Here is a 22,661-nt window from a genome sequence, read left to right on the forward strand (position 1 = left end):
CGCGGGAGGCCACGGCGTGCGCGATGCCCAGCGCCCACTGGTCCCAGTTCGGGCGCGGGCCGACCTGGCCGATCACCTTCGGGCTCATCAGGACCTGCTCTCAGCCGATCCGGTCGGCGCCAAGGGGGACGTCGTGCGTGCGGCACGCTCCCCGGTCCTATGCGCTGGCCGCGACGACGAGCACGAGCAGGGGTAGGTCAGATGGTGGCAGGTCCGCTGATCAGTAGTGGCCGGTCGCGAAGGCGTGCGAGCAGCGCGGTCAACGAGTTCGATCAGAGGCCTGGCCGTCGAGCACTTCAGCATGAGTTCCGAAGAGGTCATGCCAACCAGTCGTACCCCAACGGCTACCCCAACGAGCCTCGGTCCGTGACTATCCGCAGCAGCCCGTGAAGCCCTCTGACCAGCGGAAACGTACGTCTGAGGACGTGGACGAACCCTCTTCGGCCTCTTCACACCGAAGAGGTCACTGGTTCGAACCCAGTATCGCCCACCGAAGGAGAAGGCCCCTGACCAGCGGAAACGCTGGTCAGGGGCCTTCTGCGTCGTGTGACGTACGAGTCGCGCGTGCACCGTTCGGCTCGGAAGCCCGACGGGCGACTCCCGAGCCCTGGTGGCAGACGCGGTCAGGCTGTGGCGAGCGACTGTTCGACGCGCTCTGCGCTGCCGGTGACGAGCCCACGATCGATCGCTCGCCGGGACGCGAGCCACATCACGACCGCGACCAGGAGCACGGCCGACTCTGAGACGGTCAGTGACCAGACGATGCCCGAGAGCCCGAACCAGAGGTTCCCGAGGATCACGATCGGGATGAAGAGCACGCCCTGCGCCAACGAGATCACGATCGCCGGGGTGGCGCGCCCCGTGGCCTGGAAGAGCGAGGTGAGGAGTCCGGTGAACCCGTTCATGACCATCGCGACGAGCTGTGCCGTGAGGATCGTGACGCCGATCGCGAGCATCGACGGGTCGGCCGAGAAGGCGGAGAACAGTGGCCCACGGAAGGCGAGCACGGTCGCCGCCGAGACCAGGGAGATACCGCCCACCGCGAGCGCGGAGACGCGCACGGCCGAGCGGAGACGGTTCCGGTCCCCCTTGCCGTACGCGTAGGCGAGCAGCGGGAGGACGCCGAGCGTGATGCCCATGACGAGGAACTCGGGCACCTGGGCGATGCGGACCGCGACGCCCATGGCCCCGAGCGCGCTGTCACCGTAGGCGACGGCGAGGTTGTTGAGCACCAGGGACGTGACGATCAGGAAGGAGGCCTGGAGCAGCTCGCTCACGCCCACGCCGAAGACGGGCTTGAGCACGGCGGGGGAGAGCGTGAACCACCGTGGAGCGAGGCTCATGTGCTCGCTGTTGCGTTGCAGCCAGCGGACGAAGTAGGCGACGAGGCCGAGGTTCGACAGGCCCATCGCGAGGGCCGCGCCGGCGACGCCCTGGTGCAGCACGAGGATGAGCAGGACGTCGAGCACGACGTTCGCGACCGTGGAGCCGACGAGCCCGATCATGACCTGACGGGCGGCGCCCTCGGCGCGCACGAGCTGTTCGAGGCAGAACGCCGCGGTCAGCACCGGCACGAAGGCGAGCATGACGCCCACGTACGAGCTCGTCGCGGGCACGGCGGCGGCATCCGCGCCGAGGAGCGACACGAGAGGGTTCAGCAGGAGCAGACCGAGGCCGCCGAACACCGCCCCGGCGACCACCGACCCCCAGACGGCGAACGACGAGACGTGCTTGATCTCGCCCGCCGTCGCGGGATCGCGGTCCACCGCGCCGAGCATCCGGGAGACGAGCGCGCCGCCGCCGACGCCGAACACGCCGCCGATCGCCATGACGAGCCCGAGCAACGGCGTGCCGAGCGTGATCGCGGCGAGGAGAGCGCTGTCGTGCAGCGAGCCGATGAATCCGGCGTTGATGACGTTGTAGACGGCGCCGACGATCATCGCGGCCGCCATGGGCACGCACAGGTGCACCAGGGCGCGGACGATGGGCGCGGAGGCGAGGTACCAGTGGTTGGTGCCGACGTCGTCCGTCGTCACCGTGGGGTCTAGGGTGTTCGAGCTCATGACGGCTCCTTTCGGGCAGGTTCGATGGCGCGGCGGCGGACGCCGACGCGGCGAGGTGGGGCTGGTCGATCTGTGGGGTGGGGCGGCGGCGCCCTCGTGGCTACGAGCGGGTGGGCTGCGGCAGCTCCGCGGTGATCTTCGTGAGCAGGGCGAGTAAGGTGGCCCGCTCCTCGGGGGTCAGCGGGGCGAGGATCGTCTCGTCGGCCTCGGCCATCGCGACGTCGAAGCCGGCGATGAGCTCGGTTCCCGCCGGAGTGGCGAAGACACGCTTGCGGCGTTCGTCACCGCTCTGCGTGCGGCGCTCGATCAGGCCGCGGCGCTCGAGCCCCTGCAGGAGGCTCGAGACGCTCGCGGCGCTCGTGCGGCTGACCTCTGCGATGTCGCGCTGGATCGCCCCCGGGTTCTGCACGAGGTACCCGAGCACGAAGGCCTGCTCGTGGCTGAGGTCGCGCTCGCGGATCCAGTCCTCGCCGACCTTGCGCTGCGCCCATCCGATCCACCGGACCAGCTCGAGACTGCTGGAGAGTCTGATGCCCTGTTCGCTCATAGTTAGAACACTAACTGTTTGATCTCTAACCGTCAACCATCGAACTGATGGCTCGTACGCTTCCCGCCACCGGGCCCGACGGCGGCGACCTCCCTGACGAACGGCTGACGGCGTCGGACAGCGGCGAGACCTTCCCGGTCCACCTGACGGCGTCCCGAGGCATCCGAGGCATCCCGGAGGCCCGGCAACCGGGCTGCGCGCGACGACGGCGCCCCACCCGGTGCTTCGACCGGGTGGGGCGCCGTCGTCAGGATGTGGCGGCTGGCGCAGAACAGGGCGCCTCGTGTCAGGCCGCGGCGACCTCCCGCGGGAAGAGCCGCGCCATGACGTCCGACAGCGCGATGACCCCGGCGACCGAGGCGCCGTCGGTCACCACGGCGAGGTGGTTGCGGGTCTCGCGCATCTGGGCGAGAGCCGCGTAGACGGGCACGGACCGCTCGAGCGTGAAGGGCGGCCGCATGAGCTCTGCCGCGGGACGGTCGAGGCCCACGTCGAGGGTGTCGCGCACGTGCACGACCCCCGAGATGCTGGTGTCGTCCCCGAGCAGGATCCGCAGGTGGCCGGACGCGCGCGTGGCCTCCTGCACGTCGTGGACGGTGGCGTCGAGCGGGACCATGGTGGGCCTGCCCTGACCTGTGAGCAGGTCGCCCACGGTGAGGGTCTGCAGGTCCAGTGCCCCCGAGAGCTGGGCGAAGTACGCCGGGTCCAGGGCGCCGACGTTGGCCGAGTGCTCCACGAGGTGACGCAGGTCGTCGGCGCTCTGGCCCGAGGCGATCTGCCCCGTCGGCTCGACGCCGACCTTGACCAGGCACCAGTTGGCCATGTTGTTGAGCCCTGTGAGCAGGGGGCGGGTCAGCCACATGAAGCCGCGCATGGGGATGGCCAGCAGCGTGGCCGAGGTCTCGGGGTGAGCGATGGCCCACGACTTGGGGGCCATCTCGCCGACGACCAGGTGCAGGAACGTCACGATGATCAGCGCGAGGACGAACCCCGCGGCGTCCGCGACCCACAACGGGGCGCCCCACGCCTCGAACGCGGGCGTGAGCCAGTGGTGGACGGCCGGCTTGGTGATGGCGCCGAGCGCGAGCGTGCAGGCCGTGATGCCGAGCTGCGACCCGGCGAGCAGCACGGTCAGCTCGGTCGAGCTGCGCAGCGCGGCCCGCGCCGAGCGGCTGTTGGGGGCGGCGTCCTCGAGGCGGTGCCGCTTGGCGGCGAGCAGCGCGAACTCGACGGCGACGAAGAACGCGCTGAGCGCGATGATGACGACGGTGATGGCCACGACGACCCAGGGGTTGCTCATCGGTCGCCCTCCTCGGTCTCGGGCGTCGCGTCAGGCGCGGCGTCGGGTGCTGGCAGCGGTCGGTCGTCCGTCGGGAACGTCACACGGACCAGCGACGGGACGTGGCGCTCGACCTCGACCACGTCCACGCGCATCCAGGCGGGCTCCGGTTCCGCAGCGAGGGCGAGGTCGGCCGGGTCGAGCGGCAGCTCGACGACGATCCCCTCACCCGGTTCGAGCAGCGAGCCGTGCTGGTCGATCACGAGGCCCGCGATCGTCTCGTAGTCGCCCCGCGGCAGGTCGCGACCGATCGCGCGCTCGACCTCGTCGATGTGGGTGTCTCCGGGCATGACCCAGATCCCGTCGTCGTCGCGCGGGGCGATGGTGGGCGTCGCGGGGTCGTGCTCGTCGGTGATCTCCCCGACGAGCTCCTCGGCCAGGTCCTCTGCCGTCAGGACGCCGGCGAACCCGCCGTACTCGTCGATCACGCACGCGAGCTGGTTGCGGGTCTCGGTGAGCTCGCGCAGGGCGTCGGGCAGGCTCATCGCTGTCGGGACGACGACCACGGGGCGCATGAAGTCCTGGGTCGGGACGTCGTCGCCGTGCGTGGTCGTCAGGACGTCGACGAGGTGGACGACGCCCACGACCTGGTCGTCGTCGGCGAGCACCGGGTAGCGCGAGTGTCCCGCCGCCATCCGTGCCCGCACCTCCGCGAGGGTGTCGCCCGCGTGCACGACGTCGACGCGGGCGCGCGGGATCATGGCGTGCTCGACGTCGCGCTCGGGGAAGTCGAGGATGCGGTCCAGGAGGACCGAGAGCTCGCCGGGGAGGTCGCCGCTCTGCCGGGAGTCCGCGACGATGTGCTCGAGGTCACGGGCCGTCGCCGAGTGCTCGACGTCGTGGACCGGCTCGATCCGCAGCGCCTTGAGCAGGAGGTTCGAGGCCTGGTCGAAGATCTTGATGAGCCACCCGAACACGGCCAGGTAGATGGTCGTCGACCGGGCCAGCCACAGGGCGACCGGCTCGGGCCGGGCGATCGCGAGGTTCTTGGGGAAGAGCTCGCCGAAGATCATCTGGACGAACGTCGAGAACACCAGGGCCAGGACGGTGCCCACCGCGATGCCCACGCCGGTCGGGACGCCGACCCCGCCCAGGGCCTCGCCCAGGGACTCACCGACGAGCGGCTCGGCGACGTAGCCGACCAGCAGCCCGGTCACGGTGATGCCCAGCTGGGCGCCCGAGAGCATGAAGGACGTGCGCTTGGTGACGGCCAGGGCACGCTTGGCCCCCGCGTCGCCCGAGCCCGCGCGTGCGCTCAACCGTGACCGGTCGACCGCCATGTACGCGAACTCCTGGGCGACGAAATAGCCCGTCACGGCCGTGATCGCCACGATCACGACGACGCCGAGCAGGAGTGTCAGCACCCACATCAGAACCTGCACCCCCTCGTCGCAGCATCGGTGGCCGGCACAAGGGGGTTCGTACTGTCTGCGTCCATGTCTCTCTCAGATCGCGGGTGGATTCCGTCAGGTCAACGCGGAAGGGGGCCTGAGCGTTCCCAGGATCCCGCACGAGTTCTCCGCTGGGTCGCCCGCAGCCCCACGAGTGGTCGCCACGAGCGCTCGTCGCGGGCGGGAGGCGGCGACGTAGGGTGTGAGCGACGACCGACGGAGCGAGCGAGGAGATCGACATGGCTTCCACTGCCGCGGCCCAGGCGACCGTCAGCGACGTGCTGGCCGAGCTCGAGGCCCTGGAGGACCCCAAGATCCGTGCGGTGAACGAGCGCCACGGGGACGACCACGGCGTCAACCTCACCAGGCTGCGCGCGGTCGCGAAGAGCCTCAAGACCCAGCACGAGCTCGCGGAACAACTCTGGGAGACCGGAGACACCGCGGCGCGCCTCGTGGCGATCCTGGTCTGCCGCCCCAAGTCCTGGTCGGCCGCGGAGCTCGACGCCATGCTGCGCGACGCGCGTGTCCCCAAGGTGCACGGGTGGCTCGTGAGCTACGTCGTCAAGAAGAGCCCGCACGTCGAGGAGCTGCGCACCGCGTGGTTCGCCGACCCCGACCCGGTCGTCGCGAGCGCCGGGTGGGCGCTGACGACCGACCGCGTGGCGAAGTCCCCCGAGGGGATCGACCTGTCGGGGCTCCTCGACCGCATCGAGGCCGACATGAAGGACGCCCCTGAGCGCCTGCAGTGGGCCATGAACGAGTGCCTCGCGAACATCGGCATCCACCACCCCGAGCTGCGCGCCCGTGCGGTCGACATCGGCGAGCGGCTCGAGGTCCTCAAGGACTACCCGACGCCCCCGGGCTGCACGTCGCCGTTCGCGCCGACCTGGATCGCGGAGATCGTCCGGCGTCAGACGCAGGCCTAGCGGCCTCCGGTCACTGCCCGACGGCGGCACGCGCGCGCACCGCGAGAGAGACCACGGTCGCGACGGCCAGGAGGACCGTCGCGACGAGGAAGGTCGTCTGCATGCCGGCCGAGATCGAGGCCACCGTGGCGCCCTGGACCTCGACCGACCCGGTCGCCGCCGCGAACACGGCGCCCATGGCCGAGGCGCCCGCGATGAGGCCGAGGTTGCGCGAGAGGCTCAGGACGCCCGAGACGGTCCCACGGCGTCGTGCATCGGCCGTCCTCATGACGGCGGTGTTGTTCGCGGCCAGGAAGAGCTGGTAGCCAGGAGTCAGGACCACGAGCGCGAGCACGTATCCGGGCAGGCCCCAGGCGGGAGGCAGCACCACGAGCAGGACGGCCCCGGCCGTCATGGTCAGGAGAGCGACGGTCGTCATGGCGCCCGCGCCGGCACGGTCGACGCCCCTCCCGGCGACGACGCCGGTCAGCGCCGACACGACCGGCCCGACCGCGAGCGTGAGGCCGATCGCGGCCTCGTCGAGCCCCAGCCCGCCTGCGAGGTAGAAGGGGCCCACGACCAGGGTGCTCATCATCACGGTCGCGACGAGCAGGTTCATGAGCAGGCCACCGCTCAGGGCGCGGGAGCGCAGGAGCCCCCACGGCACGAGCGGTGCAGCCGTCCTGCGCTCGATCGCGACGAGCAGCGCGACGAGGACCGCTGCGCCCACGAGCAGCGGTCCGGCGCCGACCTGTGGGACGGCGTCAGGAGTCATCGCGAGGGCGCCCGCCACCAGGGCCGCCGTGAGCACGAGGGCGCCCGCGACGTCGAACCTCGCGCCCGACCGGGCCGGGGCGGGCTCGTCGCCGAGGCCGCGCCAGGTGAGCACGATGGCGACGCCCGCGAGCGGCAGCATGGCCACGAAGCCCGCCTGCCAGCCCGACGCGGCGATCAGCAGCCCGCCCCCGGCGGGCCCCAGCGCGGTCCCGACCGCCGAGGTCGTCCCCAGCAGCCCCATGGCCGCTCCGGTGCGTGCCTCGGGCACGACGTCCCGCACGAGTGCCAGGGGCAGCGCGATCATGACGGCGGCGCCGACCCCCTGCAGCGAGCGGGCCGCGACGAGCGCCGCGAGGGAGGGCGCCAGAGCGCACGCGAGCGTCGCGGCCGTGAACAGACCGAGGCCCCCGAGGAGCACACGCTGTCGCCCGAGGGCGTCACCGAGCCTCCCCACGGCGACCGCGGTCACGGTCATGGCCAGCAGGTACGCCAGGACGACCCACTGCACCCGGCCGAAGGGTGCTCCGAGCTCGTGCGCGAGCGTGGGCAGCGCGACGTTCGCGACGCTCGTGCCGAGCGAGGCCAGGAGCGTGGCGAGCGCGAGCGCACCCACGAGTCCTGACCGGGAGCGGGGTGCGTGCGGGGTGAGGTTCATACCGCCGAGGTTGCCGGTTCGACCCGGATCCGGCAATGCTCGTTGCCAGAACTGGGACAGCGTGGTGGGATGGTGCGATGGACGACCCCACGGCAGCGATCGGACGCGCACTCGACCAGGTCGGGCCACGGCTCGGTGCCCTCCGGCGGCGACGCGGGATCACCCTCGCGGCGCTCGCGGACACGACGGGCATCTCCAAGAGCACGCTGTCGCGGCTCGAGACCGGGGGGCGCAAGCCCAGCCTCGAGCTCCTCCTGCTGCTCGCACACGCCTACCGGGTACCGCTCGACGAGCTCGTGCGCGCCCCGGAGACGGGAGACCCCCGCATCCGGCTCACCCCGCGGAGGGTCAACGGCCGGGTGGTCGTGCCCCTGACCCGGCAGCCCGCGAGCCAGCACGCCTGGAAGATCCTCGTCCCGCGCAAGGCCGCCGAGCCCATGCTCACGACGCACGACGGCTACGAGTGGCTGTACGTGCTCACGGGCCGGCTGCGGCTCGTCGTGGGGGACCGGGACATCGTGCTCGACGCCGGGGAGGTCGCCGAGTTCGACACCCGCACGCCCCACTGGTTCGGCAGCACGGGCCAGGAGGGCGCCGAGGTGCTCAGCCTGTTCGGGCCGCAGGGCGAGCGGGCCCACACCCGCACCGACCTCACCCCCGACGACGCGTTCGGCCGCGAGGACACGACGAGCGTCACCGCCGCGCCCGGCACCAGTCCGGAGACGCTGCCCGACGGCGCGGCGCCCGCCCTCCCTGGTGCCGTGCCCTGACGCGCTGCCCGCGCTCGCCGTCCCGCCCCGCGTCCCGGGGCACGCCCGCCGCGGCCGTGACCCCGGGCACGTCCGGTCACCGCGCGACCGGCACGACCTCCCCGGTCACGGTGTCCGCGCGGAACGCCCGCTCGAAGCGGGCCTGCCCGGCCTGGACCGCGCACTCCACGCGCGCCTCGCCGCGGGCCACGTCGTCCGCGGTCACGGTGTACGTGGGCGTGAAGTACAGGGCGTCCTCGCCGGGGGCCAGGCGCACGGCCGGGAACTGGGCCGTCACGTCCCCGTCGAAGCTCCCGCTCAGCGCGGCCGTGACGGGCTCGTCGCCCTGGTGCCGGAAGCGCCCGGTGAACGCCAGGATGTCGCCGGCCCGCAGCCCCGGCGCGGCCGGGCCGTAGTTGGCGTCCTGGGCCTCGCGTGTGCCGAGCACCTGGTCGCCGTCGTACCCCTGACCGATCTCCTTCCAGGTGTGCACGCCCCAGTCGCCGCCCTCGGCCGAGATGACGTGCGACGCGCCCACGCTGACCCACTGCGCGGGGCGCCCCGGGGTGATCGAGCGCAGCACCATGGTGAAGTCGCCGCCGCCGTCGTCGTCGACGAACGTCTCGACGGCCTCCCCGAGGGCCGCGGGCGAGAGCGCCTCGGGCTCGACCCGCGCGAAGACGATCTCGCGGTACCCGTCACGCTCGTAGAGCACCCCGAGCGACCCGTCGGCGAGCACGGCTCCCGTCGAGTACGCGCTCGAGCCCGCGCAGATCGTCAGCGCGGGTCGCCAGCTCGCACCCTCGTCGTGCGACACGCTGAGCACGGTGTTGCGGCGCAGGTCGGCGTCGCAGTTGTTCGTCGCGAGCAGGGGAGCGGCCACGTCGGTCACGTCCCCGAGCCGCAGGACGCTCCCGTTGTCGCTCGGGTCGGGCAGGTCGTGCACGGGGTGCAGCGGCCCGTACGAGCGACCGCCGTCGGTCGAGACCGCCTGCAACCGGCACCCCTTCGCGCGCGAGCTCAGCAGCAGGCGACCATCGCGCAGCTCGACGACCTTGTTCTCGTTGGCCCCGGGGCCCGTGGGCTCGCCCAGCGTCCAGGTGTCGCCGTGGTCGTCCGAGTACGCCGACGCGGCGCGGATCTCGCCGCGCAGGAGCAGGACCATCTGCTGGACCAGGCGCCCGGCGAACGGTCCGGTCTCGATCTGGATCCCGGCGCCTGCCGCGGCGAACAGGCCCGTGACGCCCTGCGGCTTGAGCGAGGCCGTGACGCGGCGGTGGGTCCACGTCAAGCCGTCGTCGTCGGAGAACGACAGGTCGACGTGCTGGACGTCGTCCTCGGGCTCGATCCCCTCGACCGCCTCGAAGAACCCCGCGTGGGTCCCCGCCGAGTGGAAGCAGAAGATCCGCCCGGTCACCCTGTCCACGAGCAGGCTCGGGTCGCCGAACCCCTGGAGCCCCGTGCCGACGCGCACGTCCTGCTGGGGCTCCCAGGTGCGGCCGTGGTCGAGGCTGCGCCGGACCAGGAGGTCGATCGTGTTCGGCAGGTCGTCGAGGTTGGGGCGTCCGTCGTAGGCCGCGAGGACGGTTCCCCGCGTGGAGACGGCCAGGGCGGGGATGCGGTACTGGCGGTGTCCGCCGAGGCCGCGAGCGGCCAGCACCTGATGGGTGATTTCGTGGGGGTTCGTGCGCATCCTCCAGTTCTACCCCGTCGGACGCGGGGATCCACGCCGCGGCGGCCTCGCGTCGCGTCCTCGCGGCCTGCCCGACGGCGTAGCGCACCTCCGCGCGGAAGGTGCGCGACGCCGTCGGGCCGGGGAGGTCAGGCGCTCCGCCGGGCCGCGCGCGCGGGCGACCACGGGACCGCGCGGCCCGCGGCGAGCGAGGCCGGGACCGACAGGACCCGCTGGTTCGTGCTCCCGCGGAAGGGGAGCGTGAGGTCGCGTCGCGCGATCTCGAACCGGCCGTCGACCAGGACGTCGAGACCCGCGAGCAGCTCGCGCTGGTCGGGGGAGCCCGCGAGCAGCTCCTCGAACGTGTAGCCGCTCCAGCACCACACGTCCTTGGACGGGCCCGGCTGCGCGCGCAGGCGCCGCACGAGGCGCAGGCACACGCCCGTGTTGAGGAACGGCTCGCCGCCGAGCAGCGACAGACCCTGCACCGACTCGTGCGCGAGGTCCGCCAGGATGCGTTCCTCGAGCTCGTCGGTGTACGGGGAGCCGTAGCGAAAGCTCCAGGTCGCCTCGTTGAAGCAGCCCTCGCACGCGAACAGGCACCCGCTCACGTACAGGCTGCAGCGCACGCCCTCGCCGTCGACGAACACGAACGGCTTGTAGTCCGCGACGTAGCCCTGGCTGAGGCGCTCCGAGCGCCAGTGGGGCTGCGGGTCCCGCGGCACGACGGCCTCAGTCTTCCGCAGGGCTCGTGCGGGCTGCGGACTCCTCGCAGCTGGCCTCGCCGGCGACTCCGGTCATGCCGGCAGCTCCGACCTCGCCGAGGCTCACGGCCCCGGCCATGTGCTTGACGCGCGAGGAGATCTCGACGTGCCGGCCGTGCACCATGGGCCGCTGCTGCGGGTTGCCCAGGTACCCGCACGTGCGCTTGACGACGTCGCACGTGCGCGGGTCCGTGTTCCCGCAGCCCGGGCACGCGAAGCCGCGCGCGGTCGGCGTGAAGTCGCCCGCGTAGCCGCACGCGTAGCAGCGGTCGATCGGGGTGTTGGTGCCGAGGTACCCCACGCGGTCGTAGGCGTAGTCCCACACGGCCTCGAGCGCCTTGGGGTTCTGCTGGAGCACGGGGTACTCGCAGTAGTGGATGAAGCCGCCCGACGCATACTGCGGGTAGTCCATCTCGAAGTCGAGCTTCTCGAACGGCGTCGGGTCCTTGCGCACGTCGTAGTGGAAGCTGTTCGTGTAGTACTCCTTGTCGGTGATGTCCGCGACCTCGCCGAACTTCTCGCGGTCCATGCGGGCGAACCGGTCCGTCAGGCTCTCGCTCGGCGTCGAGTAGACGCTGAAGTGGTAGCCGTGCTCGGCCGTCCAGGCCCGGGTGTGCGCGTGCAGCTCACGGAGCACGCGCAGCGTGAGGGCCTTGGCCTCCGGGTCCTGCTCCCAGGCACCGCCGTAGAAGGCCGCGGCGACCTCGTAGAGCCCGATGTACCCGAGCGAGACCGTCGCACGCCCGGCGCGGAAGAGCTGGTCGACGTCGTCGTCGGGCGCGAGGCGCTCGCCGAACGCGCCGTGCACGTACAGGATCGGGGCGTTGCCCGGCACGGCCTGCTTGCAGCGCTCGATCCGGTACACGAGCGCGTCGCGCACCGTGACCAGGCGCTCTTCCAGCAGCGCCCAGAACGCCTCCTGGCTGCCCTGGGCCTCGAGGGCGATGCGGGGCAGGTTGAGCGTCACGACGCCGAGGTTCATGCGGCCCTCGACGACGTCGTTCCCGTCCTCGTCCTGCCAGCCCTGCAGGAACGAGCGGCAGCCCATGGGCATCTTGAAGCTGCCCGTGAGCTCGACGATCCTGTCGTAGCTCAGCACGTCGGGGTACATGCGCTTGGTGGCGCACTCGACCGCGAGCTCCTTGATGTCGTAGTTCTCGTCGCCCGGCTCGAGGTTGAGCCCGCGTCGCAACGTGTAGATGAGCTTGGGGAAGATCGCGGTGCGCCCCTCGGCCCCCAGACCCTTGATGCGGATCTGCAGGATCGCCCGCTGGATCTCGCGCTCGAGCCAGCTCGTGCCGAGCCCGAACCCGACCGAGGTGAACGGGGTCTGCCCGTTCGAGGTGAACAGCGTGTTGATCTCGTACTCGAGGCTCTGCATCGCGTCGTAGATGTCCTTGGACGTCTTGGCCCGTGCGTACGCGTCGTGCGTCGAGGCGTCCGGGAGCCACCGCTCGGCCTCGACGAGGTGCTTGGCGTGGTTCAGCGCGGCGTAGGGGGCCAGGAGCTCGTCGATCCGGTTGACCGAGCAGCCGCCGTACTGGCTCGAGGCGACGTTCGCGATGATCTGCGTGATCTGCGCCGCGGCCGTCTGGATCGAGCGGGGCGGCTCGACCTGGGCGTTGCCGATGCGGAAACCCTCGGACAGCATGGTCCGGAAGTCGATCAGGCAGCAGTTCGTCATGGGCGCGTAGGGGTGATAGTCGAGGTCGTGGTAGTGCAGGTCGCCCTTCTGGTGCGCGTTGGCGACGTGCGGGGGCAGCATGCGCAGCCCCACGGCCTTGCCCACGGCACCGGCCGTCAGGTCACGCTGGGTGTTGAAGACGTCCGAGTCCTTGTTGGCGTTCTCGTTGACGACGGCCGAGTCCTTGCTGATCAGACCGACGATCGAGTGGTTGAGGTCGGTCGACCGGCTGCGCGCGAAGTCCCGCTGGACCCGGTAGTCGATGTACGCCCGCGCCACCTCGTACTCGCGGGACTCGAGGAGCTCGTGCTCGACGACGGCCTGGATCTCGTAGATCTGGACGACCTCGGCGAAGCGCACCGAGATCTCCGCGACGACCCGCGCGAGCACGCCGTCGAGGGTCTGCTCGACGAACGGCGTGAGGTCTCCGTGGACGTCCTCGTAGGCCTTGCGAAGGGCCGCCCGGATGCGGGCGTCGTCGAACGCCAGGCGGCGCCCGTCCCGCTTGAGCACTGTCAGGGACGTCGCTCCCCGTGACGCGACGTCCTCGTCCTGCGCGACCTCGACCGGGCTCATGTGCGACCACAACCTCTCGACGGACGCCTCGGGCCGGCACGACCTCGCCGGCACGCCGAGGCGCGATGGGAACTAGATGTAGTAGCAATTACACCCGTGTCATCCCACATGTAGTGGCCAATCCCGGGCGAGCCGGGACCTTCCTCCCTGAGGTCGGGACGTTGGTCACCCGCGCCGTCGGACCAAGGGCCCGCGTGCGGCGGACGCCGGGTGGCGGTCGCCCGCACGTCGCCCCCGGCGTCGCAGGAGAGCCCGCGCGGCGTCCGGGTGTCGGGCCCGTCGGAAGCCTGGTAGACCGGCAGGGGGAGGGCGTGCAGCAGCGCCCGCGCACCGCTCGTGACGAAGGAGTGCCGGACATGACCCGTCGACACGTCTCGTGGGTGGGGGAGGACGACCCCGACCGCGTGGACACGGCGGTCCTCTCGCTCGGGGCAGACCGGTTCGAGTGCCTCGGGACCTCACGGGGACCGACCTACGTGACGGCCTGGTCCCTGACCACCGGGCCGCACTGGGTCACGCGCAGGCTCGAGGTGACGGTCCGGGGGCAGGGCTGGTCCCGCGACCTGCAGCTCGAGCGGGCGGGATCAGGGGAGTGGGGCGCGGAGGTCTCGCACTCCGGGGCGGCCCCGGTCGACCTCGGGACCCCCGGCATCGAGGCCCCGTCGTCGCTCGCGGGCGCGCTCGACTGCGACCTCGCGCTGTGCCCCGTGACGAACTCCATGCCGATCCTGCGCCTCGGGCTGCTGGGCGCCCGGGCGCCGGTCACGCCGACCTCCTTGACCATGGCCTGGGTCGAGGTCCCCTCGCTGCGGGTCGTGCGCAGCGAGCAGGTGTACGCCGCGAGCTCCCCGTACGACCCGACGGTCGGGCGCGGGGTCGTCACCTACACGAGCGCGACGCGCGACGTCACGGCCGACCTCACGGTCGACGCCGACGGCCTCGTGATCGACTACCCGCACCTCGCGCGCCGGGGCTGATCGACCCCGCGTCTCCGCGGCGCGCTCTTCGCCCGACCGGAGCGCACCTGCCTGCAGCACGAGCTGGTCGGACCGCACCCACCTGGAGGAGCTCATGGACGAGGCGACGCACGGCTGGGAGCTCATCGAGCCACCCGTCGCGGGGGACGAGGCCGCGACGCTCCTCGGCTCGCTCGAGCGTCAGCGCGCGACGTTCGCGTGGAAGGTCGGCGGCCTCGACGCCGAGGCGCTCGCGGTCAAGGTCGCGGCGTCCGAGATCACGCTGGGAGGGCTTCTCAAGCACCTCGCGTTCGTCGAGGAGCTGTGGTTCTCGACCACGCTCCACGGCCGCGCCCCGGGCCGGCCGTGGGACACGGTCGACTGGGACCGGGACCCGCAGTGGCCGTGGACCTCGGCGGCCCAGGACAGCCCGCAGTACCTGTACGACCTGTGGCGCACGGCTGTCGTCCGGGCGCGCGCGGCGATCGACGAGGCGCTCGCCGACGGCGGGCTCGACCACCGGGTCGTCTGGCAGCCCGGGAGCGACGGCGAGAAGTCCAGCCTGCGCCGCGTCCTGGTCGACCTGATCGAGGAGTATGCCCGGCACGTCGGGCACGCCGACCTGATCCGTGAGTCGATCGACGGCCTGGTCGGGGAGGACCCGCCCGGCGTGCCGGTGCTCTACCCGCTGCGCGGGCGCTGAGCCGTGTCTGGAGCGTCGGCGCGGCTCAGCTCCCGTCACGCAGGTCGCCCGGCGCACTGTCCTCCAGGACGATCCGGTCGAAGACCGCGGTGCACTCCTCGCCCAGGGGCGCCTGTGCGAGGAAGCCGATGCTCACGGGCAGGTCGGTGTAGAGCCGGAAGAGCCGGACGAACTCCCAGGTCTCGCCGTCGCGCGACGCGTGGAAGGCCCACGCGGGCCCGGTCCGCACGATCCGCAGGTGCACCGTCTCGTCGGCGACGTCCCACGAGTTGCAGTCGTCGGTGAACTCGTTCGTCACGGTCGAGACGACCATGGCCTGCCCCTGCGGAGACTGCTCGAAGCAGAGCTTGGCCCAGTGCCGCTCGTCGGCCCACAGGACCAGCGCGCCCGCGTCGAAGGTCGTGCGCCGGGTGGTCACCCGGACCCGCGCGGAGAGGGCTAGCTCGGCGGCGGCGTCGAACACCAGGGCCGGGGCCGCGTGCTGGGGCGGGGCGCCCAGGGCGTCGTCGGTCCAGTCGGTGCCGGCCGGTGCGGTGAGGGTCACGGCGTCGCCGTCGACCTGACCTGCGCCTTCGTGGGACAACCAGTGCAGCGTGGGGAGGGAGATCTTCGTCACGCGCACACCCTACCCACGTGAGCCCGCGACGTGGAAGCGCTCCCGCACCGCGCGTGTCCCGCACCGTGCGACGCCCGGAATCGCACCGTGCGACGAGGAGAGCCTCCTCCTGGTCGACGGCGTCGCACCCGCGGCGCAGGGCCCCTCGGACGCCCCCTGGCGGCTAGTCCTCGCGCGGCTCGAGGCGGAACGTCGCGGCGGCCGCCGTGGCTCCGGTCACCGAACCGACGATCGCCGGACCGTAGTGGTCGTACTTCGCGTGGTAGGCCGCGTCGACGGCCGGGTGCACGGTGCCGGGAGGTTCGACGAACGCGACGTCCTTCTCGATGCCACCGGCGCGGACGCGGCCTCGCGGGTCGGCCAGGGCGCGGCGGAACCATCCGTTCTCGCGGCCGTAGGCAGAGCGTACGTAGACGTCGTCCCCCACGCGCACGACCCAGATCGTCACGTACGGCCGCAGCGTCCCGTCGGGCCGCGCCGAGGAGACCTGCAGCTCCTCGGCCCGGCCGATCCTGTCCAGCTCCTCGGCGGTCCAGGCCGCCGTCGTCGGTCCCGTCATGGTGATCGCTCCTCGTGTCGGTCGATGGGTCGGTGCACGTCGTGGCCCGGACCAGGGTCCGGGGCAGGCCGCGGTATCGAACCTACGGCTGGAGGGTCCCGCGTGGGAGGTCGTGCTGGTACCAGGACCGGGACGTCACGACCGCCCGCCGACCACTGGGTGACGACAGGGCGGGGACGCCCCACGCCTTGCCACCCCTCGGGCGCGGCAGCAGACTCGACCGATGGAGAGCACCGAGACCGGCGCGGCGTCCGCACCGACCGACGCCGTGGTCCGCCCCGACCACAAGGCCACCCTGCACCGGTACCTCCAGGCCGCGCGCGACGCGCTCGTCTGGAAGCTGGAGGGGCTCGACGAACGGGCCGCACGCTGGCCCTGGACGCCCACGGGGACCAACCTGCTCGGCCTCGTCAAGCACGCTGCCGGGGTCGAGTTCGGCTACTTCGGGCAGACCTTCGGGCGCGGGTGGCCCACGCCCGACGACGTCCCGTGGATGGCCGAGGACGCCGCCGACGGGGAGGACAACGCCGACATGTGGGCGACGGTCGAGGAGTCGATCGGCTCGGTCGTGGACCTGTACCGCCGCGTCTGGGCGTTCGCCGACGAGACGATCGCGACCCTGGACCTGGACGCGACCGGCCGGGTGCCCTGGTGGCCCGACGACCGTTCCAGGATCACGCTGCTCCAGGTCATGGTGCACGTCACGAGCGACCTGGCCCGCCATGCGGGGCACGCCGACATCCTGCGCGAGCTCACCGACGGGAGCGCGGGTCTTCGGGCGGACCAAGACAACCTCCCACCGTTGTCGGCGCACGACTGGTCGGCCCACGTCGAGCGGTTGCGAGCCGTCGCGGACGAGGCGCAGCACCGCGCGGACGCGCGCCGCACCTGACCGGGGCGCCCGGTGGAGCCGACGGCGTCACGCGCGTGACGCCGTCGGGCCCCCGTGGTCCTGGGGCGTGCCGGGAGCACCCACGGCCACGGGCCTCCTGGCCTCCCGACGGGAGGCCGCCGTCCGCACGGCCGCCCACACGACCACACCCAGGCCCGCGCCGAGCACCGGGTAGGTCGCGGCGAGGCGGGCGAGCGAGAAGACGGTCACCGCGTGGTCGGTCGCGAGCAGCCGCACGACCGCTCCGAGCATCCCCGCCACGGCGCCGGCCGTCATGCTCAGGACCGCGGAGCGCAGGTGCTGCGGGGCGGCGACGGGCAGGGAGGCCCGCCACCAGCGCACCACGAGCGCCACGAGCACGACGAACCCGGCGAACGAGCTCCCGTGCTGGAGGTACTTGTACACCGCGACCCCGGCGACCGGGGTCCGCAGGACGTCCCAGGTCTGGACCGCGGTCCCGCGCAGGTGCGTGAAGTCGTCCCAGAGGACGTGGGTGAGGGTCCCCGCCACGGCGAACCCTGCGACGGCCACCGCGATCACCGGCGGGCCCGCGGCGCGGGTCGACACGTCGGGGGAGAGGGGCCTCCGCCGGGGCAGCGCGGCCAGGTAGGGCCCGCGGACCACGAGGACCCACAGGGCCGTGCAGGCCACGGCGAGGGCGAGGTCGACGGTCACGACGCCCAGCAGACGGTGCGTGGCGTGGGCCAGCTCGTCGGTCCCGGGCCACAGCACGTCGAGGAACAGGGGAGCGTCCGGGACCATCGCACCGATCGCGGACGCGGGCAGCGCCCAGAGGAGGAGAGCGGGGGAGAGCGCGCGCCTCGCCGGCCCTCCGGCGAGGGGGAGCGCGACCAGGGCATGGACAGGGGTGTAGGGCGCGGGCGACATGATGCCCGCTCGTCGAGCCGGCCGACAGGGGCTGCCAGGACATGGGCCGGAGGGTCGGAGTCGGACATCTCACACTTTGTGGACACTCTCTGGTTCGGAGGAAAATAGTGTGCCAAGCGCGTACCCTCCAACGGACCACCTCCATATGCGACTCACCATCAAGCCCAGACGACGGGTGGCTCCGGGTGATCTCAGCTCGACCGGGCGTGTCCTGCCCAGGAAGGATCCGCGGAGCGGCGGTAGTTTGCCCTGTGGTGAGGCACGAGCCTCGCCGCAGGACGTGACGCGAGGAGCCGAACATGGGTATCGACGAGGCGAAGGACAAGGCTGCGGCCGCTGCCGGCGAGGCCAAGGAAGGCCTGGGCGGCCTGCTAGACAAGGCCAAGGAGTTCCTGACCGACGACCGGATCGACGACGTCGCCGAGAAGATCAAGGGAATCGCGCCCGACTCGGTCGACGGCCACGTCGACACGCTCGCCGAGAAGGCCAAGGAAGTGAACGACTGACCGGGCGAGGAACGCACGGTACCGGCCGAGGTCGGTAACATCGGAGGGCGCCGCCGTCTGGCGGCGCCCTTTCGAATGCCCTGTTGAGCTGCTAGGAGCGCGCACCGTGTCAGACGTCGTATCGTCACCTTTGTCCATCACTCTCGACGGGGAACGGACCACGGTGGAGACGGGGACGACCGGCGCGGACCTGTTCTCGGGCCGCCGCGAGGTCGTCGTCCTCCGCGTGAACGGTGAGCTCAAGGACCTCGACACCCCCGTCGCCGAGGGTGACGAGGTCGAGGGCGTGACCATCGACTCGCCCGACGGGCTCGACGTGCTGCGTCACTCGGCCGCGCACGTCCTGGCCCAGGCCGTGCAGCAGGTCAACCCCGACGCCAAGCTCGGCATCGGCCCGCCCGTCCGCGACGGGTTCTACTACGACTTCGACGTCGAGACCCCGTTCACGCCCGAGGACCTCAAGGCCCTCGACAAGGTCATGGCGCGCATCATCAAGGACGGGCAGACGTTCAAGCGTCGTGTCGTCACCGACGACGAGGCCCGTGCCGAGCTCGCGAACGAGCCCTACAAGCTCGAGCTGATCGGCCTCAAGGGCTCCGGCTCGGCCGACGACGCAGCGGGGGAGGGTGTGTCGGTCGAGGTCGGTGCCGGCGAGCTCACCATCTACGACAACGTCCGTCGCGACGGCACGGTGGCCTGGAAGGACCTGTGCCGCGGCCCGCACCTGCCCAGCACGCGCCTCATCGGCAACGGCTTCCAGCTCATGCGCAGCGCGGCCGCCTACTGGCGCGGCAGCGAGAAGAACCCCCAGCTCCAGCGCGTGTACGGCACCGCCTGGCCCACCAAGGACGAGCTGCGCGCGTACACCGAGCGCCTCGCCGAGGCCGAGCGTCGTGACCACCGCCGCCTGGGCGTAGAGCTCGACCTCTTCTCGTTCCCGGACGAGATCGGCTCGGGGCTCGCGGTCTTCCACCCCAAGGGCGGGATCATCCGCAACGAGATGGAGGAGTACTCGCGCAAGCGCCACATCGAGGCGGGCTACTCGTTCGTCAACTCCCCGCACATCACCAAGGAGAAGCTCTACCAGGTCTCCGGGCACCTCGACTGGTACGCCGAGGGCATGTACCCCCCCATGCACCTTGACGAGGAGCGCGACGCGGACGGCACGCTGCGCCGCGCCGGTCAGAACTACTACCTCAAGCCCATGAACTGCCCCATGCACAACCTGATCTTCGACGCGCGTGGGCGTTCGTACCGTGAGCTGCCCCTGCGCCTCTTCGAGTTCGGGACGGTCTACCGCTACGAGAAGTCGGGCGTGGTGCACGGCCTGACCCGCGCCCGCGGGTTCACCCAGGACGACGCGCACATCTACTGCACGCGCGACCAGATGAAGTCCGAGCTCACGAACGCGCTGAACTTCGTCCTCGACCTGCTCAAGGACTACGGGCTCGACGACTTCTACCTCGAGCTCTCGACGCGCGACCCCGAGAAGTCCGTCGGCACCGACGACGCCTGGGAGGAAGCGACCGAGACGCTGCGCCAGGTCGCCGAGGAGTCCGGGCTCGACCTCGTGCCGGACCCGGGCGGCGCCGCGTTCTACGGGCCCAAGATCTCGGTCCAGGCCAAGGACGCGATCGGCCGCACCTGGCAGATGTCGACCATCCAGCTCGACTTCAACCTGCCGGAGAAGTTCGACCTCGAGTACCAGGCCTCGGACGGCACGCGTCAGCGCCCGGTCATGATCCACCGTGCGCTGTTCGGCTCGATCGAGCGCTTCTTCGCGGTGCTCACCGAGCACTACGCGGGTGCGTTCCCGGCCTGGCTCGCGCCGGTCCAGGTCGTGGCCGTCCCGGTCGCAGAGCCCTTCAACGACTACCTGGCCGACGTCGTCGCCCAGCTCGCCGCGCAGGGCATCCGCGCCGAGGTCGACTACTCGGACGACCGCTTCGGGAAGAAGATCCGCACGGCCAGCACCCAGAAGGTGCCGTTCGTGCTCATCGCCGGTGGCGAGGACGTCGAGGCCGGTGCGGTCTCGTTCCGCTACCGCGACGGACGCCAGGACAACGGCGTGCCCGTGGCCGAGGCCATCGAGCGGATCGTGTCTGCGGTCCGCGAGCGCAGCCAGGTCTGACGCGTGACGTCGGACGGCGCAGGGACGGGGTCGGGGTACTCCGTGGAGGGTCCGGAGGGGCATCCGCGGTTCGACGACGGGATGGACCGGCTGTGGACGCCGCACCGGATGGTCTACATCGGCGGTCAGGACAAGCCGGTCGACGACCGGTCGTCGTCGTGCCCCTTCTGCCGGATCCCTGCGCTGTCCGACGAGGACGGGCTGGTCGTGGCGCGGGGCACGTGGTGCTTCGTGGTGCTCAACCTGTACCCGTACAACCCGGGCCACCTGATGGTGTGCCCGTACCGGCACGTGTCGGACTACACGGACCTGACCCCCGAGGAGACCGACGAGCTGGCGCGGTTGTCGCAGCAGGCGATGCGCGTGACGCGTGCGGTGTCGGGCCCTGACGGCTTCAACCTGGGCATGAACCAGGGGGCGGTCGCCGGGGCCGGCATCGCGGCGCACCTGCACCAGCACGTGGTGCCGCGCTGGTCGGGGGACGCGAACTTCCTGCCGATCGTGGCCCACACCAAGGCCGTGCCGGAGCTGCTGGGGGACACCCGCGCGCGGCTCGCGGCGGCCTGGGAGGCTCATGGTGCGCCCGGCCCAGGACCGACGAACGACGACCCGGCGTCTCCTGCGACGCCCACACTCGAGGAGAGCTAGATGTTCGGGCGACTTCGCGCCGTCGTGACGCGTTTGTTCACGCCGGTCGCGGCCTTCCTGCTGCGGATCGGGGTCTCCCCGGACGCGGTGACGATCGTGGGCACGGTGGGCGTGGTGGCCTCCGCGCTGTGGCTGTTCCCCACGGGGCACCTGTTCGCGGGGACCATGGCGATCATGGTCTTCGCGTTCTCGGACGCGCTGGACGGCGTGATGGCGCGGCTGTCGGGGCGCTCGGGCCCGTGGGGGGCGTTCCTGGACTCGACGCTGGACCGGCTGGCCGACGCCGCGATCTTCACGGGGCTGATCGTGTGGTTCGTGCGCACCGAGAACACGTGGGGCATCACGGTGGGGCTCGCGTGCCTGGTCCTGGGGTCGGTGGTCCCGTACGCGCGGGCTCGGGCCGAGGGGCTGGGCATGACGGCCGCGGTCGGGATCGCGGAGCGGGCCGACCGGCTGGTCGTGACGCTCGTGGCTGCCGGCCTGGTGGGCCTGGGGCTGCCGGTGACCGTCCTGGTCGTGGTCCTGGGGCTGCTCGCGGCCGCGAGCGCCGTGACGGTGGTGCAGCGCATGGCGACGGTGCGTCGTCAGGCTGTCGCTGCTGCCGGGGCCGCCTCTGCGGGGGACGCTGCGGCGTCCGAGGGTGGTGCCTGAGGTGGGGGTGAGCGCGGACAAGGCGTTCACGTTCGCGTGGCGCAACGCGCACAAGGTGCCGGAGCCGGTGCTGCGTGGGTTGTTCACGGTGATCGCGGACGTGGCGTGGGCGACGCGCCGGGGTGGTGTGCCGCAGCTGGAGAAGAACTTGGCGCGGGTGCGCCCGGGGTTGGACGCGCGGGGGCTGCGCCGGTTGAGCCGGGCGGGCATGCGGTCGTACATGCGCTACTACCGGGAGGCGTTCACGCTGCCGGGGGCGTCGCCTGCGCAGATCGAGGCGCGGGTGCGTCTGGAGGGGTACGAGAACTGCCTGCAGTTCACGTCGCAGGGTGTGACGCCGTTGCTGGCGCTGGGGCACATGGGCAACTGGGACCTGGCGGGGGCGTATGCGACGCCGCACATCGCGCCGGTGCTGACGGTCGCGGAGCGGCTCAAGCCCGAGGAGCTGTTCCAGGAGTTCTTGGCGTTCCGCAACTCGTTGGGGATCGAGATCCTGGCGTTGGGCGACGGTGACGTGTTCCGTGAGCTGATGCGCGGGGCGCGGGGGCCGGGCAAGCTCATCCCGTTGCTCGCGGACCGTGACCTGACGGCGCGCGGTGTGGAGGTGGACCTGTTCGGTGAGCGGGCCCGGGTCGCGGCGGGTCCTGCGGCGCTGGCGGTCTCGACGGGGGCACCGTTGCTGACGGCGTCGATCCGGTACGAGCGTCTGACGGGTCCCCGTCGCCGGGCGGCGGGGACCCCGTGGGGGATCGTCATCCGGTTCTTCCCGCAGGTCGCGGTCCCGGACGGGGTGCCGCGCAGCGAGCGGGTCGCGGCGGTGACGCAGGCGTGGGTCGACCACCTGGAGGAGGCCATCGCCGCGGACCCGGAGGACTGGCACATGCTGCAGAAGGTGTTCGTGGCGGACCTGGACCCGGACCGGTACGCCCGGACCCGGGCGAAGGACGCGCAGGGTGCGACTGGTGGAGGGGCGGTGGGCTCGGCATGAG

At 71.8% G+C, this 22,661-nt stretch carries 21 protein-coding genes; 10 read left to right on the forward strand and 11 right to left on the reverse strand.

Going from position 1 to position 22,661, the window contains the following annotated elements:
• Positions 1–623: 623 nt before the first annotated feature.
• The 4 genes from OERS_RS06215 to OERS_RS06230 form a co-directional block, all read right to left on the reverse strand.
• Entirely contained in the window at positions 624–2,063 is a 1,440-nt protein-coding gene (locus OERS_RS06215) for an MATE family efflux transporter (RefSeq protein WP_068625148.1), read from the reverse strand.
• A 100-nt stretch (positions 2,064–2,163) separates the two neighbouring features.
• A complete protein-coding gene (locus tag OERS_RS06220; RefSeq protein ID WP_056652197.1) occupies positions 2,164–2,610 on the reverse strand; it encodes a MarR family winged helix-turn-helix transcriptional regulator in 447 nt (148 codons plus the stop codon).
• 286 nt (positions 2,611–2,896) lie between these two features.
• A complete protein-coding gene (locus tag OERS_RS06225) occupies positions 2,897–3,910 on the reverse strand; it encodes a hemolysin family protein (protein ID WP_056652194.1) in 1,014 nt (337 codons plus the stop codon).
• Positions 3,907–5,319 carry a hemolysin family protein gene (locus OERS_RS06230; RefSeq protein WP_068625149.1) on the reverse strand — a complete coding sequence of 471 codons (1,413 nt, stop codon included), beginning with the start codon at positions 5,317–5,319 and terminating at the stop codon, positions 3,907–3,909. The genes OERS_RS06225 and OERS_RS06230 overlap by 4 nt, the downstream gene beginning before the upstream one ends.
• A gap of 260 nt (positions 5,320–5,579) precedes the next feature.
• Here OERS_RS06230 and OERS_RS06235 point away from each other — a divergent pair, with 260 nt between their 5' ends.
• A complete protein-coding gene (locus OERS_RS06235; RefSeq protein ID WP_068625150.1) occupies positions 5,580–6,266 on the forward strand; it encodes a DNA alkylation repair protein in 687 nt (228 codons plus the stop codon).
• A 10-nt stretch (positions 6,267–6,276) separates the two neighbouring features.
• Here OERS_RS06235 and OERS_RS06240 read toward each other — a convergent pair whose 3' ends face one another.
• Entirely contained in the window at positions 6,277–7,677 is a 1,401-nt protein-coding gene (locus tag OERS_RS06240; protein ID WP_068625151.1) for an MFS transporter, read from the reverse strand.
• A gap of 77 nt (positions 7,678–7,754) precedes the next feature.
• Here OERS_RS06240 and OERS_RS06245 point away from each other — a divergent pair, with 77 nt between their 5' ends.
• The gene (locus OERS_RS06245) at positions 7,755–8,447 is read left to right on the forward strand and encodes a helix-turn-helix domain-containing protein (protein WP_068625152.1); all 693 of its coding nucleotides are present in this window, start codon (positions 7,755–7,757) and stop codon (positions 8,445–8,447) included.
• 76 nt (positions 8,448–8,523) lie between these two features.
• Here the strand turns inward: OERS_RS06245 and OERS_RS06250 are convergent, their stop codons facing one another.
• From OERS_RS06250 to nrdD, 3 genes are all read right to left on the reverse strand, one after another.
• Positions 8,524–10,119, reverse strand: coding sequence for a sialidase family protein (locus tag OERS_RS06250; protein ID WP_068625153.1), 1,596 nt, complete (start codon positions 10,117–10,119; stop codon positions 8,524–8,526).
• Between the two features lie 128 nt (positions 10,120–10,247).
• On the reverse strand, positions 10,248–10,823 hold the full coding sequence (gene nrdG, locus OERS_RS06255) for an anaerobic ribonucleoside-triphosphate reductase activating protein (RefSeq protein ID WP_068625154.1): 576 nt from the start codon (positions 10,821–10,823) through the stop codon (positions 10,248–10,250).
• Between the two features lie 7 nt (positions 10,824–10,830).
• Positions 10,831–13,122: an anaerobic ribonucleoside-triphosphate reductase gene (gene nrdD / locus OERS_RS06260; protein WP_083201268.1), complete on the reverse strand. Its 2,292-nt coding sequence runs from the start codon at positions 13,120–13,122 to the stop codon at positions 10,831–10,833.
• Between the two features lie 356 nt (positions 13,123–13,478).
• Here nrdD and OERS_RS06265 point away from each other — a divergent pair, with 356 nt between their 5' ends.
• Together OERS_RS06265 and OERS_RS06270 are read left to right on the forward strand one after the other, a co-directional pair.
• The gene (locus OERS_RS06265) at positions 13,479–14,099 is read left to right on the forward strand and encodes a putative glycolipid-binding domain-containing protein (RefSeq protein ID WP_068625155.1); all 621 of its coding nucleotides are present in this window, start codon (positions 13,479–13,481) and stop codon (positions 14,097–14,099) included.
• A 94-nt stretch (positions 14,100–14,193) separates the two neighbouring features.
• A complete protein-coding gene (locus tag OERS_RS06270) occupies positions 14,194–14,781 on the forward strand; it encodes a DinB family protein (RefSeq protein WP_068625156.1) in 588 nt (195 codons plus the stop codon).
• A 25-nt stretch (positions 14,782–14,806) separates the two neighbouring features.
• Here OERS_RS06270 and OERS_RS06275 read toward each other — a convergent pair whose 3' ends face one another.
• Both OERS_RS06275 and OERS_RS06280 read right to left on the reverse strand, forming a co-directional pair.
• On the reverse strand, positions 14,807–15,397 hold the full coding sequence (locus OERS_RS06275; protein ID WP_248948404.1) for a DUF1349 domain-containing protein: 591 nt from the start codon (positions 15,395–15,397) through the stop codon (positions 14,807–14,809).
• A gap of 163 nt (positions 15,398–15,560) precedes the next feature.
• Positions 15,561–15,956, reverse strand: a complete 396-nt coding sequence (locus OERS_RS06280; RefSeq protein ID WP_068625158.1) for a DUF2255 family protein — start codon at positions 15,954–15,956, stop codon at positions 15,561–15,563.
• Between the two features lie 223 nt (positions 15,957–16,179).
• On the opposite strand from OERS_RS06280, the gene OERS_RS06285 reads away from it, so the two are divergent.
• A complete protein-coding gene (locus OERS_RS06285) occupies positions 16,180–16,848 on the forward strand; it encodes a DinB family protein (RefSeq protein WP_068625159.1) in 669 nt (222 codons plus the stop codon).
• 27 nt (positions 16,849–16,875) lie between these two features.
• Here the strand turns inward: OERS_RS06285 and OERS_RS06290 are convergent, their stop codons facing one another.
• Complete coding sequence (locus OERS_RS06290) at positions 16,876–17,736, reverse strand: DUF4184 family protein (protein WP_068625160.1); 861 nt, start codon at positions 17,734–17,736, stop codon at positions 16,876–16,878.
• Between the two features lie 299 nt (positions 17,737–18,035).
• On the opposite strand from OERS_RS06290, the gene OERS_RS06295 reads away from it, so the two are divergent.
• The 5 genes from OERS_RS06295 to OERS_RS06315 all read left to right on the forward strand — a co-directional run bounded on the left by OERS_RS06295 (position 18,036) and on the right by OERS_RS06315 (position 22,660).
• Positions 18,036–18,242 (forward strand): hypothetical protein, encoded by a 207-nt coding sequence (locus OERS_RS06295; RefSeq protein ID WP_056652140.1) that lies wholly within the window; start codon positions 18,036–18,038, stop codon positions 18,240–18,242.
• Between the two features lie 130 nt (positions 18,243–18,372).
• Positions 18,373–20,373: a threonine--tRNA ligase gene (gene thrS / locus OERS_RS06300; protein WP_056652137.1), complete on the forward strand. Its 2,001-nt coding sequence runs from the start codon at positions 18,373–18,375 to the stop codon at positions 20,371–20,373.
• 81 nt (positions 20,374–20,454) lie between these two features.
• A complete protein-coding gene (locus tag OERS_RS06305; RefSeq protein ID WP_056652340.1) occupies positions 20,455–21,021 on the forward strand; it encodes an HIT family protein in 567 nt (188 codons plus the stop codon).
• A complete protein-coding gene (gene pgsA / locus OERS_RS06310) occupies positions 21,022–21,672 on the forward strand; it encodes a phosphatidylinositol phosphate synthase (protein WP_068625161.1) in 651 nt (216 codons plus the stop codon).
• Position 21,673: 1 nt separating this feature from the next.
• Complete coding sequence (locus OERS_RS06315; protein ID WP_056652129.1) at positions 21,674–22,660, forward strand: phosphatidylinositol mannoside acyltransferase; 987 nt, start codon at positions 21,674–21,676, stop codon at positions 22,658–22,660.
• Position 22,661 lies beyond the last annotated feature (1 nt).

Source organism: Oerskovia enterophila, assembly GCF_001692445.1.
Classification (GTDB): domain Bacteria; phylum Actinomycetota; class Actinomycetes; order Actinomycetales; family Cellulomonadaceae; genus Oerskovia; species Oerskovia enterophila.

Excerpts from the sequence above, each read along its gene's own strand:
- nrdD (WP_083201268.1), bottom strand. The coding sequence starts at position 13,122 with ATGAGCCCGGTCGAGGTCGCGCAGGACGAGGACGTCGCGTCACGGGGA.
- OERS_RS06250 (WP_068625153.1), bottom strand. The coding sequence starts at position 10,119 with ATGCGCACGAACCCCCACGAAATCACCCATCAGGTGCTGGCCGCTCGC.
- OERS_RS06220 (WP_056652197.1), bottom strand. The coding sequence starts at position 2,610 with ATGAGCGAACAGGGCATCAGACTCTCCAGCAGTCTCGAGCTGGTCCGG.
- OERS_RS06285 (WP_068625159.1), top strand. The coding sequence starts at position 16,180 with ATGGAGAGCACCGAGACCGGCGCGGCGTCCGCACCGACCGACGCCGTG.
- pgsA (WP_068625161.1), top strand. The coding sequence starts at position 21,022 with ATGTTCGGGCGACTTCGCGCCGTCGTGACGCGTTTGTTCACGCCGGTC.
- OERS_RS06305 (WP_056652340.1), top strand. The coding sequence starts at position 20,455 with ATGGACCGGCTGTGGACGCCGCACCGGATGGTCTACATCGGCGGTCAG.
- OERS_RS06235 (WP_068625150.1), top strand. The coding sequence starts at position 5,580 with ATGGCTTCCACTGCCGCGGCCCAGGCGACCGTCAGCGACGTGCTGGCC.
- OERS_RS06270 (WP_068625156.1), top strand. The coding sequence starts at position 14,194 with ATGGACGAGGCGACGCACGGCTGGGAGCTCATCGAGCCACCCGTCGCG.
- OERS_RS06265 (WP_068625155.1), top strand. The coding sequence starts at position 13,479 with ATGACCCGTCGACACGTCTCGTGGGTGGGGGAGGACGACCCCGACCGC.
- OERS_RS06215 (WP_068625148.1), bottom strand. The coding sequence starts at position 2,063 with ATGAGCTCGAACACCCTAGACCCCACGGTGACGACGGACGACGTCGGC.
- OERS_RS06245 (WP_068625152.1), top strand. The coding sequence starts at position 7,755 with ATGGACGACCCCACGGCAGCGATCGGACGCGCACTCGACCAGGTCGGG.
- OERS_RS06290 (WP_068625160.1), bottom strand. The coding sequence starts at position 17,736 with ATGTCGCCCGCGCCCTACACCCCTGTCCATGCCCTGGTCGCGCTCCCC.
- OERS_RS06295 (WP_056652140.1), top strand. The coding sequence starts at position 18,036 with ATGGGTATCGACGAGGCGAAGGACAAGGCTGCGGCCGCTGCCGGCGAG.
- OERS_RS06225 (WP_056652194.1), bottom strand. The coding sequence starts at position 3,910 with ATGAGCAACCCCTGGGTCGTCGTGGCCATCACCGTCGTCATCATCGCG.
- OERS_RS06280 (WP_068625158.1), bottom strand. The coding sequence starts at position 15,956 with ATGACGGGACCGACGACGGCGGCCTGGACCGCCGAGGAGCTGGACAGG.
- OERS_RS06230 (WP_068625149.1), bottom strand. The coding sequence starts at position 5,319 with ATGTGGGTGCTGACACTCCTGCTCGGCGTCGTCGTGATCGTGGCGATC.
- OERS_RS06240 (WP_068625151.1), bottom strand. The coding sequence starts at position 7,677 with ATGAACCTCACCCCGCACGCACCCCGCTCCCGGTCAGGACTCGTGGGT.